2 protein-coding genes are annotated in these 3,315 nt (G+C 40.3%); one reads left to right on the forward strand and one right to left on the reverse strand.

The genetic code is table 11. From position 1 onward, the window contains the following. Nucleotides 1-1,138 (forward strand): hypothetical protein (locus Q0Q74_RS14145; protein WP_294431917.1); only part of this gene is annotated, 1,138 nt, incomplete at its 5' end. Nucleotides 1,139-1,339: 201 nt separating this feature from the next. On the opposite strand, the gene carB is transcribed toward Q0Q74_RS14145, so the two are convergent. Beyond that, nucleotides 1,340-3,315, reverse strand: a 1,976-nt coding sequence (carB, locus tag Q0Q74_RS14150; RefSeq protein ID WP_294431918.1) for a carbamoyl-phosphate synthase large subunit, incomplete at its 5' end; no start/stop codon positions are given.

Raw genomic sequence — 3,315 nt, forward strand, 5'->3', positions numbered from 1 at the left:
GTTTGTAGATGGTGATATTACAAAGGGGCAATTAAGAAAAGCTGTAGAAATTGCAAATTCAATTTTAAAAACTCCTATAGATATTCCAGCACGATGTGATACAAGTCGATTATGTGAACGGATTTCTAAATTGAATATTACTGAGGGTGAAAAACTTACCTTGTTTAATTACTTGTATTTGGGAAATAAAGATATTGAATTTGGAAATTTCATAAGAAATCATTTTTCAAAACAAGTCTGGCACAATTATATAAAGGAAAAGCTGAATCAATACCATGTTAATGCTATTGGGTTTGCAGGAAAACTTGAAAATTTTCTGGAGCTAGGTTTTGATTTAAGAACAATCTGTAGCTTAATCAATTTTCAGGAAAATCAAAAAGAAGATGATGAAAACAATTGCTATGAGACATTTATTAGGAAGGTTTTAGATACTAAAATATATTTAAAAGAAAAAAATACAGAGGACTGGCTTGATATTGATCAGGATGAAGAACGTCCTTACAGCGTTTACACCTATTTGGCCCAAGTTGTATTTGCTGGGGCAAAAAATCATAAGATAAACGTTTATCTTCCAATAGAAGAAGTTCGAAAGATTTTAAAAGAAGAGTTGAAAGAGTATTCTGATACAGATAATGTTATTGATGATTATTTAAATGAAGAAAAAAAGAAGGCTCCTGATGAAAAAGATAATTCTGAAATGCTAACTGAAATGTTAAGTAACAAAAATGATGAATTGTTAAAAAATGAAAAAGAATTTGACATTCCAAGCCCAGATTATCTTTTATTTTATTCAAAAGGAAATACAATAGAAACTGTTTTACAAAAGAGTATGATAGAGTATTTTAAATTTATGGAAACTGCATTAAAAGAAGATAAGTTTACGGAATTGATGAAAAAGTCGCCTAATGAACGGTGTCAATTTCTTGTTGAACAAAACCGTAGCATTTTAATTCGCGACTCAGATTGGAGAAAAATATTCAAGGATATAAAGACAAATGATGATTCATTTAAGAGATACTATCCAATGGTAAGAGTTTCAATAACAAGTGATTCTGTAGGTGCTCTAGTTCGTGCATTAATAATAAATGATGACTTATATAACTTTATATATGAGTATTCTCATAAGGCCACTGAGTAATATTTTTCCAATGCAAGTTTTGTCTCATTACTTGCATTATGCCTAAGTGTCATGTTTTTACAGAATATATAAAAAACGCCAGTTCCCCGATGAAGGAACTGGCGTGCATTTATCGTCTTATAACGATTTATTTAATACGGCTGAGTCAAGGCACGCTGTCGCTTAATGCCTTGACTCAGCCGTTTTGAGAGCCGTTAAAAATTATCGGCTCTCAATCAGCGAGTGGTATTCCTGCAGTGAGCGAACGCCGCCTTCACCACCGTTGCCGTTTTTGACAGCTTCGATGCCCTTAACGGCTGCGAGCGCGCCGGCGAGTGTTGTGATGTAAGATACCTTGTACTTCAAGCAAGCCTTGCGGATTGTCTTTCGGTCTTCGGCGTAGTTGCGTTTTGCTTTTGGTGTGTTGATTACGAGGCAAACTTCCTTGTTCATAATCATGTCCACTACATCAGGGCGGCCTGCTCCGATTTTGTTTACGACAGTGCACTTGATTCCGTTTGCGTTGTAGAAATCAGCTGTTCCCTGAGTGCCTACGAGCGTAAAGCCCAAGTCTTTCAAGGTCTTTCCGATTGTAAGAACCTGCTCTTTCTGGCCTTCCTTGTTAGAAAGCGAAATCAAGACCTTTTTGTTCTCCCAGGCAGCCGGTGCGTGCGGCAATTCAGAACCGGCGGCTTCTTCAGATTTGTAAACGGCAAGCGGGAATGTCTCTGCAAGACCAAGAACTTCACCTGTAGAACGCATTTCTGGTCCGAGGATTGGGTCAACTCCAGGGAAGCGTGCCCATGGAAGAACTGCTTCTTTTGCTCCGTAGTAAGGAATCTTCTTATCTTTGAGACCGAGTGATTCAAGTGATTCACCAAGCATCATTCTTGTTGCAAGGCGAGCCATCTGAGTGTCACAAACCTTTGATACGAGAGGAACTGTGCGGCTTGCGCGTGGGTTAGCTTCGATTACATAAACCTTTCCGTCCTCGATAGCATACTGCATGTTCATCAAACCGCAGACATGGAGGTTTTCTGCAATCTTCTTTGTATATTCTTTGATTGTGTCGAGGTTATTCTGAGGAATTGAAACTGGCGGAATTACACAAGCTGAGTCACCTGAATGAATACCTGCAAGCTCAACATGCTCCATAACTGCCGGGATGTAAACATGTGTTGAATCAGCAAGAGCGTCAGCCTCACATTCAAGCGCATTCTTCAAGAAGCGGTCGATGAGAAGCGGGCGGTCTGGAGTTACGCCGACAGCCTTTTCAACATATTCTTTCAATGTAGCTTCATCGTAGATTACTTCCATTCCGCGTCCACCGAGAACGAAAGACGGACGAATCATGATTGGATAGCCGATTTTGTCTGCACAAGCCTTAGCTTCTTCAAAGTTGATTGCCATTCCGCTTTCTGGCATTGGGATGTCCAGTTTTTCCATCATATGGCGGAAGAGGTCGCGGTCTTCGGCGATGTCGATAGAGTCGATGCTTGTACCGAGGATGTTCACGCCGTTTTCCTGAAGTTCACGGGCAATATTAAGCGGAGTCTGTCCACCAAACTGAACGATAACTCCGTATGGCTTTTCTTTTTCGTAAATCTGAAGAACGTCTTCTGTAGTAACTGGTTCAAAGTAGAGCTTATCAGAAGTATCATAGTCAGTAGAAACAGTTTCCGGGTTACAGTTTACGATGATTGTTTCGTAGCCGAGTTCTTTCAACTGCATTGCCGCATGACAGCAGCAGTAGTCAAACTCAATACCCTGACCAATTCTGTTTGGACCACCGCCCAAAATCATAATCTTCTTCTTGTTGTCTGTTGCAACAGAAGTATCTTTTTCTGCATTGTAAGTTGAGTAGTAGTAGCAGGCATTTTCCACGCCGCTAACAGGAACGCGGAGCCATGCTTCTTTAATACCAAGCTCGTTGCGGCGCTTGCGGATATCTTTTTCAGCAACCTTCAAAATCTTTGAAAGGTACTTGTCGCTGAAGCCGTCTTTCTTAGCCTGAATCAGAAGCTTATCTTCTGGAACGCGTCCAGGGTTCTTAAGCATTTCCTCTTCAAGGTCAACAAGCTCTTTCATCTGCTGGAGGAAGAACTCTTTAACGTATGTAATTTCAGAAAGTTTAGCCAGAGGCACACCCTTACGAATTGCTTCATAAAGCTGGAAGTAGCGCTCGCTAGACTGAACCT

The sequence above is a fragment of the uncultured Treponema sp. genome, assembly GCF_946187725.1.
Lineage (GTDB): Bacteria > Spirochaetota > Spirochaetia > Treponematales > Treponemataceae > Treponema_D.